Origin of the sequence: Streptomyces sp. NPDC059917 (genome assembly GCF_042730635.1) — a bacterium.
GTDB lineage: Bacteria > Actinomycetota > Actinomycetes > Streptomycetales > Streptomycetaceae > Streptomyces.
On the sequence record NZ_JBHWLC010000041.1, the window covers coordinates 22,894 to 36,533 of the forward strand.

The 13,640-nt window shown below is 72.6% G+C and carries 13 protein-coding genes; 9 read left to right on the forward strand and 4 right to left on the reverse strand.

Annotation, left to right across the window (positions count from 1 at the left end; all coding sequences use genetic code 11):
* Positions 1-9: 9 nt before the first annotated feature.
* The 3 genes from ACFWAR_RS23225 to ACFWAR_RS23235 all read right to left on the reverse strand — a co-directional run bounded on the left by ACFWAR_RS23225 (position 10) and on the right by ACFWAR_RS23235 (position 2,732).
* The gene (locus tag ACFWAR_RS23225) at positions 10-1,212 is read right to left on the reverse strand and encodes an acyltransferase (protein ID WP_385780225.1); all 1,203 of its coding nucleotides are present in this window, start codon (positions 1,210-1,212) and stop codon (positions 10-12) included.
* Positions 1,205-2,164 (reverse strand): alpha/beta hydrolase, encoded by a 960-nt coding sequence (locus ACFWAR_RS23230; protein WP_385780228.1) that lies wholly within the window; start codon positions 2,162-2,164, stop codon positions 1,205-1,207. Before ACFWAR_RS23230 ends, ACFWAR_RS23225 begins: the two co-directional genes overlap by 8 nt.
* A 163-nt stretch (positions 2,165-2,327) precedes the next feature.
* A complete protein-coding gene (locus tag ACFWAR_RS23235; protein WP_385780231.1) occupies positions 2,328-2,732 on the reverse strand; it encodes a nuclear transport factor 2 family protein in 405 nt (134 codons plus the stop codon).
* Between the two features lie 262 nt (positions 2,733-2,994).
* Here ACFWAR_RS23235 and ACFWAR_RS23240 point away from each other — a divergent pair, with 262 nt between their 5' ends.
* The 4 genes from ACFWAR_RS23240 (at position 2,995) to ACFWAR_RS23255 (ending at position 8,433) form a co-directional block, all read left to right on the forward strand.
* Positions 2,995-4,386, forward strand: coding sequence for an aspartate aminotransferase family protein (locus ACFWAR_RS23240; protein ID WP_385780233.1), 1,392 nt, complete (start codon positions 2,995-2,997; stop codon positions 4,384-4,386).
* Positions 4,387-4,496: 110 nt separating this feature from the next.
* The gene (locus ACFWAR_RS23245; RefSeq protein ID WP_385780236.1) at positions 4,497-5,177 is read left to right on the forward strand and encodes a GntR family transcriptional regulator; all 681 of its coding nucleotides are present in this window, start codon (positions 4,497-4,499) and stop codon (positions 5,175-5,177) included.
* Positions 5,174-7,666 carry a glycosyltransferase family 2 protein gene (locus tag ACFWAR_RS23250; protein ID WP_385780238.1) on the forward strand — a complete coding sequence of 831 codons (2,493 nt, stop codon included), beginning with the start codon at positions 5,174-5,176 and terminating at the stop codon, positions 7,664-7,666. The genes ACFWAR_RS23245 and ACFWAR_RS23250 overlap by 4 nt, the downstream gene beginning before the upstream one ends.
* A 116-nt stretch (positions 7,667-7,782) precedes the next feature.
* The gene (locus ACFWAR_RS23255; protein ID WP_330331247.1) at positions 7,783-8,433 is read left to right on the forward strand and encodes a hypothetical protein; all 651 of its coding nucleotides are present in this window, start codon (positions 7,783-7,785) and stop codon (positions 8,431-8,433) included.
* Positions 8,434-8,473: 40 nt separating this feature from the next.
* On the opposite strand, the gene ACFWAR_RS23260 is transcribed toward ACFWAR_RS23255, so the two are convergent.
* Entirely contained in the window at positions 8,474-9,223 is a 750-nt protein-coding gene (locus tag ACFWAR_RS23260) for an SLATT domain-containing protein (protein ID WP_385780241.1), read from the reverse strand.
* Positions 9,224-9,478: 255 nt separating this feature from the next.
* Here ACFWAR_RS23260 and ACFWAR_RS23265 point away from each other — a divergent pair, with 255 nt between their 5' ends.
* The 5 genes from ACFWAR_RS23265 (at position 9,479) to ACFWAR_RS23285 (ending at position 13,636) form a co-directional block, all read left to right on the forward strand.
* Entirely contained in the window at positions 9,479-9,820 is a 342-nt protein-coding gene (locus ACFWAR_RS23265; RefSeq protein WP_385780244.1) for a YbaB/EbfC family nucleoid-associated protein, read from the forward strand.
* Positions 9,821-9,877: 57 nt separating this feature from the next.
* Positions 9,878-10,477, forward strand: coding sequence for a recombination mediator RecR (gene recR, locus ACFWAR_RS23270; RefSeq protein ID WP_385780247.1), 600 nt, complete (start codon positions 9,878-9,880; stop codon positions 10,475-10,477).
* Positions 10,470-11,126, forward strand: a complete 657-nt coding sequence (locus tag ACFWAR_RS23275) for a DUF5063 domain-containing protein (RefSeq protein WP_385780250.1) — start codon at positions 10,470-10,472, stop codon at positions 11,124-11,126. Before recR ends, ACFWAR_RS23275 begins: the two co-directional genes overlap by 8 nt.
* Positions 11,127-11,285: 159 nt before the next feature.
* Positions 11,286-12,560: an aspartate kinase gene (locus ACFWAR_RS23280; RefSeq protein WP_330331242.1), complete on the forward strand. Its 1,275-nt coding sequence runs from the start codon at positions 11,286-11,288 to the stop codon at positions 12,558-12,560.
* Complete coding sequence (locus ACFWAR_RS23285) at positions 12,557-13,636, forward strand: aspartate-semialdehyde dehydrogenase (protein WP_385780252.1); 1,080 nt, start codon at positions 12,557-12,559, stop codon at positions 13,634-13,636. The genes ACFWAR_RS23280 and ACFWAR_RS23285 overlap by 4 nt, the downstream gene beginning before the upstream one ends.
* Positions 13,637-13,640: the final 4 nt, after the last annotated feature.

The window sequence follows — 13,640 nt, forward strand, 5'->3', positions numbered from 1 at the left end:
ACACTCACCCTAGGCACGGGCGGTGCTCCCCACCGGAGCGGTTCCGACTCCTCCGGTGCGCACGATGCGCGAGGGGCCCGACGAGCGCCTCTTGCGACCGCCCTGTTCGAAGGTGCGGAAGACGGCCCACAGCAGGAGCAGGGCGAGCCCGAAGACCGGCAGCCACGCCAGCCGGGCGGCCATCCACCAGGGGGAGTCCGCGACGGTGTGCAGTCCGGGCAGGTCCACCCCGCCGAGCAGCCCGAGAGCCGTGACGGACATCATCGCGCTCTGGTGCCAGAGGAAGACGGTCATCGCCGACAGATTGACCAGGGCCACCGCGGCCCAGGCCGCCGGCCTCCGCATGACCCGCGCCAGCGGCTCCCTGACCAGCAGTGCCAGCGCACACTGGGCCAGGCCGAAGGCGACCGCGGCCAGCGTCGGAGGGCTCAGGTTCGAGACGGCGGCCCCCGGAACGCCCACCATCGACGCCGGGTACCCGCCCCACACCACCAGGGCCACCGTGGCCGCGCCCGCGCCGACCAGCATCAGGGCAGCCGGGGCGCGCCGGGCGAAAGCGCCCCGCGCCCACGCCGCGCCCAAGGTGTAGGGCACGAGCCAGCCGGCCAGCACATTGACCCAGCCGATCCAGGCGGGCCCGTCCAGGGCGAACCGCCACAGGTCCACCAGGGCGACGACGGCCAGCGGCCACAGCGGGTTCAGTCGGGCCACCAGTGGGGTCAGCGCCGTGAGACCGGCGAAGACCAGCAGGAACCACATCGGGGACAGCACCAGGGTCACCAACCCGCGGACCGTGCCCGACGTGACACCGCTGCCCAGCAGCACGCCCACCACGGCCGTCCACACCAGGAGCACCGCCGCGACGGGACGGAACAGCCGCCCCAGCCGCCGCCCGACCCACTGTCCGTACGACACTCCGCCCGCCCGGGCCGCGGCGTGGCTCAGCGCACCCACGTGCCCCCCGACGAGGAAGAAGACGGCCAGCGTCTGGAACACCCACGAGAGCGGCGCGAGCCACGGCATGGAGGACAGCGGGCTGCTGGTGCGCAGGCCGTCCTCGGTGGGGTGCAGCGAGGTGACCAGCCAGTGGCCCAGGACCACCCCGAGGATCGCGAAGGCGCGCAGCGCGTCCACGGCCCGGTCCCGGTCGGCGGGGGTGGCGGTGTCGATCCGGCGGACCAGGGCGGCCCGGCGGGCACGAAGCTCAAGCATGGGAGGCCTCCGTGGGAGCGGTGGTGCCCAGGACGATCCGGGCCAGGCTGTCGAGCGAGGTCGTGCCGCTGCGGAGGTAGTCGCTGTGTCCACCGGTGCCGGCGGCGAAGGAACGGGCGCCGAACGCCGGGTCCACGGGGTCCACGCCGAAACCGATCCCGGCGATGCGCGTGTGCGGGACGTCCGCGATCCAGTCGTCGCTGCCGCGTCCCGCCCACACCCGGGCGGTGGTGGGCAGCTCACCGGCGGTGTCGGCGCCGGTGCCCGGGCTGCCGAACAGCGCCATGTCGGTGACCTGCGGTCCGGTCTCGGTCCGGGCGCACACGACCGAGCCGTAGGAGTGGCACAGCAGCGACTGCCGCGCACCGCTGGGGCTCAGGCGCCGCAACTCCGCCAGGAAGGGGGCCAGTTTCCGCGCCGCGTCATCGGCGCGGGCCGTGGTCAGGACCGTCGTGCTGACCGTGCCGGGGGTGTCGTACCCGAGCCAGGCGACCACGGCGGAGCGCGGGTGCTCGGCCTGGAGGCGCTGCTGGAGGGCGAGGGCCCCGGCACGGAACCTCTGGTAGGTGTCGAGGGTGGTGTCCGACCCGGGGACCAGGACCGCGATCCGGTCCGCCGTCGCCAGGTCGCCCAGGACCTCGACGGCCCGCCCCGTCCCGTGCCCGTCGAAGGACAGGAAGTGGGCCGTACCGCCCGCCGTCATGGCCCGCAGCTTCGCGGCGCGCTCCACGCGCCCCGCGTCCGCCGCCATGCGGGCCGCCTCGTCGAGATCGGCGAGGTTGGCGGCGTACCGCTCGGAGGCGCTCGCGCCCTCGGCGAAGCGGGCGGCCGCCGGAGCGGGCACGTCGGGGGTGGTGGCGGCGGACACGGGGAGGACGACCGCGGCGGCTATCAGCCCGGCGAGCAGCGTGCGGCGCAGTCGTGCGGGGCGGCTGTTCGCGCTGGGCGCCATGGTGGTCTTCCTTCGGTCCAGAGGGGGGTGTTCTCTCTGGTACCGAAGTTATGAACCGGGCCCCGTCGTCAGCGTCCCGCCAGGGAGGTGGGTTTCCGCGTAGCTCTCAGGTATGACGTGGGTGACACGGCACGACACCCACCATCACGGCACGCCCCGGCGCTCAGTCCGCCACGAGTGGCTCCACGTACCCCGCGCGCCAGCGCGGCGCGGGATCCTGGCCCGGGCTGGTCCAGTACTCCCGCGCCTCGACGATCTCCCCGGCGCGCACGGTCCACAGGGACACCGCCCGGTACACGACGTGGTCCTGCGGGATCTCGACCTCGGTGACGACGAAGTCCCCGTCGGCGAGGATCCGCAGCACCTCCACCGACCGCGCGTCCCCGTCCGCGTCCGCGTCCGCGGCGCCGTCGCTGTTCACGGCGATGAAGTTGTCGCGCCCGACGATCCGCTCCCCGCTGACGGGCCACTCGATGACCGCGTCCTTGGCGATCAGCTCGCCGACTCCGTCCCAGTCGCGGGCCTCGATCCGCTCCCACAGTTCTGCAACTACGTTCAACGGCTCCATGTGCCGCAGTGTGCGATGCCTGTGACCTGGGCAACAAGGTTTACTTACAGGCTTATTGACTTCGACATAATCCCGATCGGCCGACCGGGCGGGTCCCGGCCGCGTAGGCATTCGTCCTTCTTGTCGCAAAAGGTGCCCTTGGATGGCGGCATGCCCGCAATGGATCCGGCGCCGTTCGCCGGACAGGTTGCCGAGGTCCGTGCCCCAGCCCCATACAGACCGCCGATATCCCCTCCCACCTGCGCACTTCTAGCCTGACCGCATGACCCCTCATGTCCCGCACGCCGCTCCCCACGCCGTGTCCGCCGACCCGGGCGCCGGTGCGGCCGTCAAGGCCGCCGACCGCGCCCACGTCTTCCACTCCTGGTCCGCCCAGGCCCTGATCGACCCGCTCGCCGTCGCCGGGGCCGAGGGGTCGTACTTCTGGGACTACGAGGGCAAGCACTACCTCGACTTCGCCTCCCAGCTGGTGAACACCAACATCGGCCACCAGCACCCCAAGGTCGTCGCCGCGATCCAGGAGCAGGCCGCCCGGCTGTGCACCCTGGCCCCCGGCTTCGCCGTGGACGTCCGCTCCGAGGCCGCCCGCCTGATCGCCGAGCGCACCCCCGGCGACCTCGACAAGATCTTCTTCACCAACGGCGGCGCCGAGGCCGTCGAGAACGCCGTCCGGATGGCCCGGCTGCACACCGGCCGCCAGAAGGTCATGTCGACCTACCGCTCCTACCACGGCGCCACCGCCGCCGCGATCAACCTGACCGGCGACCCGCGCCGCTGGCCCTCCGACACCGCCTCGGCCGGGGTCGTGCACTTCTGGGGCCCCTACCTCTACCGCTCGGCCTTCCACGCCGAGTCGCAGGAGCAGGAGTGCGAGCGCGCGCTGCGCCACCTCGCCGACACGATCGCCTTCGAGGGACCGCAGTCCATCGCCGCGATCATCCTGGAGTCGGTGCCGGGCACCGCCGGGATCATGACCCCGCCCCCCGGCTACCTCGCGGGCGTGCGCGAACTCTGCGACCGCTACGGCATCGTCTTCATCCTCGACGAGGTCATGTCCGGCTTCGGCCGCACCGGCAGGTGGTTCGCCGCCGAGCACTGGGACGTCACCCCCGACCTGCTCTGCTTCGCCAAGGGCGTCAACAGCGGCTACGTACCGCTCGGCGGCGTCGCGATCTCCGGCGCGATCGCCGACACCTTCGCCACGCGCCCCTACCCGGGCGGACTGACCTACTCCGGCCACCCGCTCGCCTGCGCCGCCGCCGTGGCGACCATGAACGCGATGGCGCAGGAGGGCGTCGTCGAGCACGCCGCCCACCTCGGCGAGAACGTGATCGGCCCGGCGCTCGCCGAGATCGCCGAGCGCCACCCCTCGGTCGGCGAGGTCCGCGGTCTGGGCGCCTTCTGGGCGCTGGAGCTCGTACGGGACAAGGAGACGCGCGAGCCGCTGGTCCCCTACAACGCCGCGGGCGCCGACAACGCGCCGATGGCCGAGTTCGCCGCGGCCTGCAAGGCGTCCGGCCTGTGGCCCTTCGTGAACATGAACCGCACGCACGTCGTCCCGCCGTGCACCATTTCCGAAGCGGAGGCGAAGGAGGGTCTGGCCCTCCTCGACGAGGCCCTCACGGTCGCGGACCGGCACACCACATCCGCATAGAGGACACCTCCTCTCCGCCCAACGAACACACAGTGATCACATAGCGTCCCGGCCGCGGCCCCGCCGCCTGGCCTAAGGTGTCCGGAGTTCTACGAAGGAGACGGGCCCTTATGCCAGGCAGCGGAGCTGTCACGCGCAACACGCTGCGCCAGCAGATCGCGGACGCGCTGCGCGACGAGGTGCTCGCGGGACGCCTGCCGCCCGGCACCGAGTTCACGGTCAAACAGATCGCCGAGCAGTACGGGGTGTCGGCCACGCCCGTGCGCGAGGCGCTGGTGGACCTCGCGGCGCAGGGACTGCTGGACTCGGTCCAGCACCGCGGCTTCCGGGTGCGGATCTTCTCCGTGGACGACTTCCGCGGGATGGTCGAGGCCCGCACCCTGATCGTGGACGGGATATTCCGCAGGCTGGTCGAGCGCGGTACGGCGCCCGGCGCGGCGGAGATGCTGGTGTCGGTGCGGCGGCGGGCGGAGGAGGCCCGGCGGGCCGCGCTGAGCGGTTCGCTGGAGGTGCTCATCGGCTACGACCTGCGCTTCTGGAGGGAGCTGAGCGCTCTGGTGGGCAACGTCTACATCGCGGACTTCCTGCACCGCATCCGCGTGCAGTGCTGGGTCTTCGCCGTCCCCCACCTCCAGCAGGAGCCGACACTGCGCTCCGCGCTGTGGAGCGGGCACAACGAACTCGTCGAGGCGGTCACCCGCGCCGACGCGCACGAGGTCCGCCGCCTGGTGCACGCCTACAACCAGCACGGCCTGGACTGGGCCTCCGGACTGACGGCGGCGGGCGCGTGAGCGCGCCGAGCGAACGCCTCGACGCGCGTACGGGCGCCACCTGGCCGCAGCCGGTCCGCCTCAGCGTGATCCTGCGGACCCACGGCGCCCCGGCGGCCCGCACCGCCCCGCTCCTGGCCCGGCTGCGCGCGGACCTCGACGAACGCGCCGCGTCCTGGCCCGGCGGCGGCGCCTGGGAACTGCTGGTCGTGGCCCCGGCCGCACCCGCGGACGCGACGCCCCCCGGGCACGCAGCCCCCGACTACGCAGCCCCCGACGCCCCCGACAGCGACGCCCCCGACAACGCAGCCCCCGACAGCGACGCCCCCGGCACCCGGCCCGACGATCCCCGCGTACGGGCCGTCCCCACCCTGCGCGCGGCGGTCAGCGCCTCCACCGGGCGCCGGATCCTGCTCACCGACGCCGCGCACGCGGCCACCGGTCTGCACGGGCTCGACGAACTCCAGAGCGGCCTGGACCGCGCGCCGGACACCACCGCGGTGATCTCCGGCCGCCACCGCGGCCCCCTGGCCCGCGCCCTCGGCATCCCCGGCCCGCCCGGCTTCCGCGCCGACACCCTCGCCTTCGCCCTCTTCGACGGGGCCCGGGCCCGCGCCGCCTTCGCCGCCTCGACCCTGCACGGCCCGGCCATCGACGCCGAGGTGCTGCGCTGGTGCCGCGCGCGGGGCTGGCGCACCGAGGAACGTACGGTGCGGCGAACCGCGGGCGAGCGCCCGGTCAGGGAACGCCACCCGGGCGAGCGCCGGCTCGGCCTGCGGATCCGCGAGTTCTTCCGGTTGAACGCGGGCGGGCTCGCCGTCGCCGCCTTCTTCGTCGCCCTCGCCTTCCTGCTCTTCCACCGGCTCTGGCTCGACCTCGACGGCGCCTACCTGCGCGACGCGCTCCAGGACCAGAACCAGTGGGAATGGTTCGTCGGCGTCACCACCGACAACATCACCCACCTGCGCAATCCGCTCTTCACCACCGCCCAGGGCATGCCGGACGGCGTGAACCTGATGGCCAACGCGACCATGCTCGGGCTGACCGTCCCGCTGATCCCGGTCACCCTGCTCTTCGGCGCGACCGTCACCTTCGTGCTGGTGCTCACGCTCGGCATGGCCGCCTCGGGCTGGACCTGGTACTGGCTGATCCGCCGCCGTCTGGTGCGCACCCGCTGGGCCGCCGCCGCGGGCGGCGCGCTGGCGGCCTTCGCGCCGCCGATGATCTCGCACGCCAACGGCCACCCGAACTTCGTCGTCCTGTTCATGATCCCGCTGATCATCGACCGGGCGCTGCGCCTGTGCGACGCCGCGCACGACGGCCGCGGGGTGGTCCGCGACGGGGTGCTGCTCGGCCTCTTCGCGACGTACCAGATCTTCATCGGCGAGGAGCCGCTGCTCATCACCGCGCTGGGCCTGGTCGTCTTCGCCCTCGCCCACCTCGTCGTCGACCGCGAGCGGGTCCGCGCGGCCTGGCGCCCGCTGGGCCTCGGCGTGGTCATCGCGCTGGCCGTCTGCCTGCCGCTGGTGATCTTCCCGCTGTACTGGCAGTTCTCCGGTCCGCAGAGCTACCACTCGGTGCTGCACGGGGACAACGCCGGGAACAGCCCGCGCGCCCTGATCGAGTACGCGGGCCGCTCGCTCTTCGGCGACCCGCAGACCGCGGGCAAGCTCTCCCTGAACACCACCGAGCAGAACGCCTTCTACGGCTGGCCGCTGCTCGCCTTCGGCGCGCTCGTCTGCGTCTGGATGTGGCGCAGCACGCTCGTCCGCGCGCTCGCGATCACCGGTGTCGTGGCGGCGGTCCTCTCGCTCGGGCCGATCGTGCCCATCCCGCACACCGACCTCACGCTGCCCGGCCCGTGGCGCTGGATCACGAAGCTGCCGCTCTTCGAGTCGGTCATCGAGGGACGCGTGGCGATGGTGTGCGCCCCGGTCCTCGGCATCCTGGTGGCCCTCGCGCTGGACCGGATCGCCACCGCGCCCGCCCGCGAGCACCGCACGCTCGGCGTGCTCGCGGTGGCCGCCGTCCTGCTGCCGGTGCTGCCGCTGCCGCTGGCGGTCCGGGACCGGGCCCCGGTGCCGGCCTTCATCACCTCCGGTGCCTGGAAGGAGTACGTCAGGGACGGCGAGGCGCTGGTCGCGGTGCCGCTGCCCGACCCGGGCGTGGCCGACGCGCTGCACTGGCAGGTCGAGGCCGACTTCGGCTTCGACCTGGCCGGCGGCTACTACAACGGGCCCTGGGGCCCGGAGCGGACCGGGATCTACGGCGCGCCCCCGCGGCACCTGTCGAACCTGCTGCGGGACATCCGCTACGGCGCCGAGCCGCCCGCCATCGGGCCCGAGTGGCGGGCGCAGGCCCGCCGCGACCTGTCGTACTGGAAGGCCGGCGTGGTGGTCGTGCCGGAGCAGGACCGCTCCGCGGAGCTGGTGCGCACGCTGACGGAGCTGCTCGGTGCGCCGCCGGTGAAGGTGCGGGACGCGTGGGTCTGGCGGGTGGGTCGGTCGTAGCGCCGGTCGCGGGGCAGGTCCTCGCTCGGGGAGCAACCTCTACCGACCCCTTCGCGGAGGGTGTCCGGCGCACTACGCTGGGCCGATCGGCGGACACACGACCGGACGGAGCCCGCGTGGCCTGTGACCTCTGGCTGGTACCCCTTGTCGACGTGCTGTGCCACAGCCCCGACAACCCCTTCGCGGAAGAGATCGCCTCGTACGACAAGGCGCTCGGCGAGGCCGGACTGCCGTCCGTGCCCGTCTTCGCCTACATGCCCGGGCTGTCGGGGGACGTGGCCCCGGTGGCCGGCTTCGACTACGACGCCCTGCACTTCCTGCGGCGCGCCTACCTGCTCCAGCTCTGCGGACTGCCGGTGACCCCGGTGGACGAGCTGGGCGGCGACTACGAGCAGCTGCTGGAGATGTTCGAGTCCACGGCCCAGCAGTCGCACCTGGTGTGGCACTACGACCACGCCGGGGCGTACGTCCCGGTGGACTTCGCGGTGCCGCTGGCGAACGAGGAGCTGCTGGCCGGGGGCGGGCCGCTGGGTTCCGCGCAGGGCCTGCTGCGCGAGCTGGCGTTCGTGGGTCCCGCGATCGGGATCGACCCGGGGAACCCGCCCGCGCCGCCCGCGCCGCCGGGGCGGCCCACCTCGCTGGAGGAACCGGCGGGGCCGATTCCCTACGACGACAGCCCCTTCGCCCGCGAGCGGCACGTGTGGCTGGGGCTGCACGCGGCGGCGACGCGGAGCCTCGGCCAGGGGTCGATGATCATCTTCAGCTGATCGCGGGGCGGGGCGGGGCCGGCACCGGCCCCGCCCGTCCTCACCTCGGCTGCTCCGGCGGTCGCTGGCGCGGCATGTTCGGGCGGGTGCCCGGGGGGAGCGGGAAGCGGACGGGCGGGGCGCCCGCTTCCGCGCGGGCGCCGGAGACGCCCAAGGACTGCATGACCAGTGGCGCGGGACCCGAGCGGAACTCCACCATCCAGTCCGCGGTCTCGGAGCGCACGAGCTCCGTCACGTCCTCCTGGAAGCGCCGCAGCACGGACAGGCAGCGGTCGGCGGCCTCGCTGGCGGTGCCCTCGGTCGGGCCGAGCACCTCGCGCACGTTCTCCGACGCCCAGTCGAACTGGAGCGTCTGGAGTCTTCGCTGGACCGCCTGCGCCGTCGCCACGTCCCGCATCCACCCCGAGGTCAGCCCGAAGAACCGGTCGCAGGCCAGACAGGCCGCGCCCACGAGCAGCGAGAGGTAGCCGTACGTGGCCAGCCCCGGCGTGGACCCGGTCAGCTCCAGCAGCGGCATCGCGGCGCCGGCGAGCACGCCGGCGGCGGCCCCGGCCCGCAGGATCCGGGCGCCGCGCCGCTTGCGGGCGCGGTCGCCGAGGTACCACGCGGCGGTGCGCAGGGCGTCGTCCTCGACGCGTCGGTACAGCTCGTCGAGCCGCTCGGCGGGCTCGCCCCAGTCTCCGAGGGGGAAGGGCCGGCCGGTCAGATCGCCCGCGGCGGCCATCGGTCCACCGCCCTCCTCCCGGGGATCCCGAGGTGGTCCCTCGGGCTGCATCTCCGGCTGGCTCACCCGGCACTCCCTTTGCCTGCGCTGACGTGTGGTGGTGCGCGTGTGCGCAATGGTGCGCATGCCCTTCCTACCTCCGAACGGCGGGCGATGGGCGACGAATCCCGGGATTTCCGCCCGCAAGGGGGCCTTGATCAGGTACGTGCACGCCCCACCCTCACTCGAAAGAGTTGGTCTTCACGGCGTAGGGCGCGGTGCCCGGGGAGCACGTAGGCTCGGTTTCACCCGTAACAGTGCGACGTATGGAGTGAGTGACCAGTGATCCCCGGCGGTGGCCAGCCCAACATGCAGCAGCTGCTCCAGCAGGCCCAGAAGATGCAGCAGGACCTCGCCGCGGCCCAGGAAGAGCTGGCCCGCACCGAGGTCGACGGCCAGGCGGGCGGCGGTCTGGTCAAGGCCACGGTGACCGGCTCCGGCGAGCTGCGCGCGCTGGTGATCGACCCGAAGGCCGTGGACCCCGAGGACACCGAGACGCTGGCCGACCTGGTGGTCGCCGCGGTCCAGGCGGCCAACGAGAACGCGCAGGCGCTCCAGCAGCAGAAGCTGGGCCCGCTGGCCCAGGGCCTGGGCGGCGCCGGCATCCCCGGCCTCCCGTTCTAAGCAATCCCCTCCCGCCGGGGGCGGCAGCCCCCGGCGCACGCGAAAGAAGGCAGTCCGTTGTACGAAGGCGTGGTCCAGGACCTGATCGACGAACTGGGCAGGCTGCCCGGCGTCGGGCCCAAGAGCGCGCAGCGGATCGCCTTCCACATCCTGCAGGCCGAGCCCACCGACGTCCGCCGCCTCGCGCACGCGCTGCTGGAGGTCAAGGACAAGGTCCGCTTCTGCGAGGTGTGCGGGAACGTGGCGCAGGAGCAGCGGTGCAACATCTGCCGCGACCCGCGCCGGGACCTGACGGTGATCTGCGTGGTCGAGGAGTCCAAGGACGTCGTCGCGATCGAGCGGACGCGTGAGTTCCGGGGCCGGTACCACGTCCTGGGCGGCGCCATCAGCCCGATCGAGGGCGTCGGACCGGACGACCTGAGCATCCGCGAGCTGCTGGCGCGCCTCGCGGACGGTTCGGTGACGGAGCTGATCCTGGCCACCGACCCGAACCTGGAGGGCGAGGCGACGGCGACGTACCTCGCCCGGATGATCAAGCCCATGGGCCTCAAGGTCACCCGCCTGGCCAGCGGGCTCCCCGTCGGGGGAGACTTGGAGTACGCGGACGAGGTCACGCTCGGGCGGGCCTTTGAAGGAAGGCGACTTCTCGATGTCTGACGCAACGCTGCACGCCCTGGGCCAGGATCCGGACGACTTCGCCGTCCAGATCTCGGACCAGATCGAGTCCTTCATCGTCGCCGTCACCGAGGTGGCCAAGGGCGAGGACCCGGACAGCGCGGTGCCGTTCCTGCTCCTGGAGGTCTCCCAGCTGCTGCTGGCGGGCGGCCGACTGGGGGCGTACGAGGACGTCGTGCCCGACGAGCGCTACGAGCCGGACATCGGGCCCGAGCCGGGCGTGGACGAGCTGCGCGAGCGGTTCGCGCTGATGCTGGACCCCGTCGACGTGTACTCCGAGGTCTTCGACCCCTACGAGCCGCGCAAGGCGCCCGTCGCGCACCGGATCTCCGACGACCTGGCCGACGTGGTCGCCGACCTGCGGCACGGCCTGGCGCACTACCGGGCGGGCCGCACCACCGAGGCGCTGTGGTGGTGGCAGTTCTCGTACTTCTCCAACTGGGGATCGACGGCCTCGGCCACCCTGCGGGCCCTGCAGTCGCTCGTCGCCCACGTCCGCCTCGACCAGCCCCTCCAGGAGCTGGACGGCCTGGACACGGACGAGGACCTGGCCGAGGAGGACCTCGCGGAGCAGGCCGGGCTGGTGATGGCGCAGGAGCTCGCGGGCCCGCTGGGCCTGCGCAAGAAGTAGCGGCGCCCCGCGGCGACCGGTGGGGGAGCGGCACGGACCGTTCTCGCGCGGGAACCCATTCTTTGATCTTTTCGTCTCATGATGTGGTACGAGACGGTCGGATCGCGGCCGCTCGTTAGACTGCACCCGCAAACTGACGGACTTGATCGAGGAGCGCACGTGGGCCTAGTCGTGCAGAAGTACGGAGGCTCCTCCGTAGCGGATGCCGAGGGCATCAAGCGGGTCGCCAAGCGGATCGTCGACGCCAAGAAGGACGGCCACCAGGTCGTCGTCGTGGTGTCGGCGATGGGCGACACGACGGACGAGCTGATCGATCTCGCCGAGCAGGTGTCTCCGATGCCTGCCGGGCGTGAATTCGACATGCTGCTGACCGCGGGAGAGCGGATCTCCATGGCCCTGCTGGCCATGGCGATCAAAAACCTGGGCCACGAGGCCCAGTCGTTCACCGGCAGCCAGGCCGGTGTGATCACCGACTCGGTCCACAACAAAGCGCGCATCATCGATGTCACGCCGGGCCGGATCCGTACCGCGCTGGACGAGGGCAACATCGCCATCGTCGCCGGGTTCCAGGGCGTCTCCGCGGACAGCAAGGACATCACCACCCTCGGTCGCGGCGGGTCGGACACGACCGCCGTCGCCCTGGCCGCGGCGCTCGACGCCGAGGTCTGCGAGATCTACACCGACGTCGACGGCGTCTTCACCGCGGACCCCCGCGTCGTGAAGAAGGCCCAGAAGATCGACTGGATCTCCTCCGAGGACATGCTGGAGCTGGCCGCGTCCGGTTCCAAGGTGCTGCTGCACCGCTGCGTGGAGTACGCGCGCCGTTACAACATCCCGATCCACGTCCGCTCGTCCTTCTCCGGACTGCGCGGCACCTGGGTCAGCAACGAGAATCCGCAAGGGGACGAGCCGGTGGAGCACGCCATCATCTCCGGAGTCGCTCACGACGTCTCCGAAGCCAAGATCACGGTCGTCGGTGTGCCGGACAAGCCGGGCGAGGCCGCGGCCATCTTCCGCGCCATCGCGGACGCCGAGATCAACATCGACATGATCGTGCAGAACGTGTCCGCCGCCTCCACGGGCCTGACGGACATCTCCTTCACCCTCCCCAAGGCCGAGGGCCACAAGGCCATCGACGCCCTGGAGAAGGCGAAGGGCACGATCGGCTTCGACTCGCTGCGCTACGACGACCAGATCGGCAAGATCTCCCTGGTCGGCGCGGGCATGAAGACGAACCCGGGCGTCACCGCCTCGTTCTTCCAGGCCCTGTCCGACGCGGGCGTGAACATCGAGCTGATCTCGACCTCCGAGATCCGCATCTCGGTGGTCACCCGCCAGGACGACGTCAACGAGGCCGTCCGCGCCGTGCACTCGGCCTTCGGCCTCGACTCCGACAGCGACGAAGCGGTCGTCTACGGAGGCACGGGACGTTGATCCCGGCCGTCGACCGGTCCTCCGCCCCGGCCCTGGCCGTGGTCGGGGCGACCGGTGCGGTCGCCGCGGTGCTGCTCCAGATGCTGTCCCAGCGGGCGGACGTCTGGGGCGACATCCGCCTGATCGCCTCCCCGCGCTCGGCCGGCCGACGGCTGACCGTGCGCGGCGAGGAGTGCGAGGTGCTCGCCCTCACCGAGGACGCCTTCGACGGCCTCGGTGCGGGCGACGTGGTGATCTTCCTGACCCCGGCCGAGGTGTCGGCCCGCTGGGCGCCGGTCGCGACCGCGCGCGGCGCCGCCGTGGTCGACCACTCCGCGGCCTTCCGGGACGATCCCGAGGTGCCGCTGGTGGTGCCCGAGATCAACGCGCAGGCCGTACGGGTCCGCCCGCGCGGGATCGTCGCCGGGCCGGACTCCGTCACCGCCGCGATGATCGCGGCGGTGGGCGCGCTGCACGCCGAGTACGCGCTGACCGGGCTGGTGGTCTCCTCGTACCAGGCCGCGAGCGCCGAGGGCCGGGACGGGTCCGAGGTGCTGCGCCGTCAGCTGGCCGTGGTCGCCGGGACGGATCTGGGCGAGCACACGGGCGACGTGCGCCGTGCCGTGGGCGAGGACACCGGGCCCTTCGCGGCGCCGCTCGTCCTCAACGTGGTGCCGTGGTCCGGCGAGCTGAGCGCGGACGGCTGGTCCTCGCACGAGCTGGCCGTACGGGCGGAGGTCCGCCGGATCCTGGGGCTCGACGCGCTCGCGGTGTCCGTGACCTGCGTGCAGGTGCCGGTCATGACGGGCCATTCGCTCACGGTCCGGGCCGCCTTCGAACATCCGGTCGAGCTGGCGCGGGCCCGCGAGATCCTGGAGGCCGCCCCCGGCGTGGTCCTCGTGGACGACCCGGCGGCGGGGGAGTTCCCGACCCCCGTGGACGCCGCGGGCACCGATCCGGCCTGGGTGGGCCGGGTGCGGGTGTCCCTGGACGACCCCCGGGCGCTGGAGTTCTTCGTCTGCGCGGACAACCTCCGCAAGGGCGTCGCCCTGAACGCGACCCAGATCGCGGAACTGATTGCTGGTGAATTCGCGTAATTCG

Coding starts and splice junctions, on each gene's coding strand:
- ACFWAR_RS23230 (WP_385780228.1), bottom strand. CDS start 2,164: ATGGCGCCCAGCGCGAACAGCCGCCCCGCACGACTGCGCCGCACGCTG.
- ACFWAR_RS23275 (WP_385780250.1), top strand. CDS start 10,470: ATGTCTGACGCAACGCTGCACGCCCTGGGCCAGGATCCGGACGACTTC.
- ACFWAR_RS23240 (WP_385780233.1), top strand. CDS start 2,995: ATGACCCCTCATGTCCCGCACGCCGCTCCCCACGCCGTGTCCGCCGAC.
- ACFWAR_RS23225 (WP_385780225.1), bottom strand. CDS start 1,212: ATGCTTGAGCTTCGTGCCCGCCGGGCCGCCCTGGTCCGCCGGATCGAC.
- ACFWAR_RS23235 (WP_385780231.1), bottom strand. CDS start 2,732: ATGGAGCCGTTGAACGTAGTTGCAGAACTGTGGGAGCGGATCGAGGCC.
- ACFWAR_RS23245 (WP_385780236.1), top strand. CDS start 4,497: ATGCCAGGCAGCGGAGCTGTCACGCGCAACACGCTGCGCCAGCAGATC.